Annotated in this window: 1 rRNA gene; it reads left to right on the top strand. The window is 55.0% G+C overall.

The annotated features are described in order from the left end of the window. Positions 1 to 8 precede the first annotated feature (8 nt). Positions 9 to 1,543 (top strand): 16S ribosomal RNA (locus IEW65_RS17035). Positions 1,544 to 1,595: the final 52 nt, after the last annotated feature.

Here is a 1,595-nt window from a genome sequence, read left to right as displayed (position 1 = left end):
ATGATTTTAAACTGAAGAGTTTGATCATGGCTCAGATTGAACGCTGGCGGCAGGCCTAACACATGCAAGTCGAGCGGTAGCACAGAGAAGCTTGCTTCTTGGGTGACGAGCGGCGGACGGGTGAGTAATGCATAGGAATCTGCCCGATAGTGGGGGATAACCTGGGGAAACCCAGGCTAATACCGCATACGTCCTACGGGAGAAAGGGGGCTTCGGCTCCCGCTATTGGATGAGCCTATGTCGGATTAGCTAGTTGGTGAGGTAAAGGCTCACCAAGGCGACGATCCGTAGCTGGTCTGAGAGGATGATCAGCCACATCGGGACTGAGACACGGCCCGAACTCCTACGGGAGGCAGCAGTGGGGAATATTGGACAATGGGCGCAAGCCTGATCCAGCCATGCCGCGTGTGTGAAGAAGGCCTTCGGGTTGTAAAGCACTTTCAGCGAGGAAGAACGCCTAGCGGTTAATACCCGCTAGGAAAGACATCACTCGCAGAAGAAGCACCGGCTAACTCCGTGCCAGCAGCCGCGGTAATACGGAGGGTGCAAGCGTTAATCGGAATTACTGGGCGTAAAGCGCGCGTAGGTGGCTTGATAAGCCGGTTGTGAAAGCCCCGGGCTCAACCTGGGAACGGCATCCGGAACTGTCAAGCTAGAGTGCAGGAGAGGAAGGTAGAATTCCCGGTGTAGCGGTGAAATGCGTAGAGATCGGGAGGAATACCAGTGGCGAAGGCGGCCTTCTGGACTGACACTGACACTGAGGTGCGAAAGCGTGGGTAGCAAACAGGATTAGATACCCTGGTAGTCCACGCCGTAAACGATGTCGACCAGCCGTTGGGTGCCTAGCGCACTTTGTGGCGAAGTTAACGCGATAAGTCGACCGCCTGGGGAGTACGGCCGCAAGGTTAAAACTCAAATGAATTGACGGGGGCCCGCACAAGCGGTGGAGCATGTGGTTTAATTCGATGCAACGCGAAGAACCTTACCTACTCTTGACATCCTGCGAACTTGTGAGAGATCACTTGGTGCCTTCGGGAACGCAGAGACAGGTGCTGCATGGCTGTCGTCAGCTCGTGTTGTGAAATGTTGGGTTAAGTCCCGTAACGAGCGCAACCCTTGTCCTTATTTGCCAGCACGTAATGGTGGGAACTCTAAGGAGACTGCCGGTGACAAACCGGAGGAAGGTGGGGACGACGTCAAGTCATCATGGCCCTTACGAGTAGGGCTACACACGTGCTACAATGGCCGGTACAAAGGGTTGCCAACTCGCGAGAGTGAGCTAATCCCGAAAAGCCGGTCTCAGTCCGGATCGGAGTCTGCAACTCGACTCCGTGAAGTCGGAATCGCTAGTAATCGTGAATCAGAATGTCACGGTGAATACGTTCCCGGGCCTTGTACACACCGCCCGTCACACCATGGGAGTGGACTGCACCAGAAGTGGTTAGCCTAACGCAAGAGGGCGATCACCACGGTGTGGTTCATGACTGGGGTGAAGTCGTAACAAGGTAGCCGTAGGGGAACCTGCGGCTGGATCACCTCCTTAAACGATGCATCATCCCTCGCGGTAAGCGCTCACAATGAATTACCTGATCAGA

The organism is Vreelandella lutescens, from assembly GCF_014640815.1.
Classification (GTDB): domain Bacteria; phylum Pseudomonadota; class Gammaproteobacteria; order Pseudomonadales; family Halomonadaceae; genus Vreelandella; species Vreelandella lutescens.
Note: the sequence above shows the minus strand (reverse complement) of the source record. Positions and strands in the feature narration are given on the sequence as shown.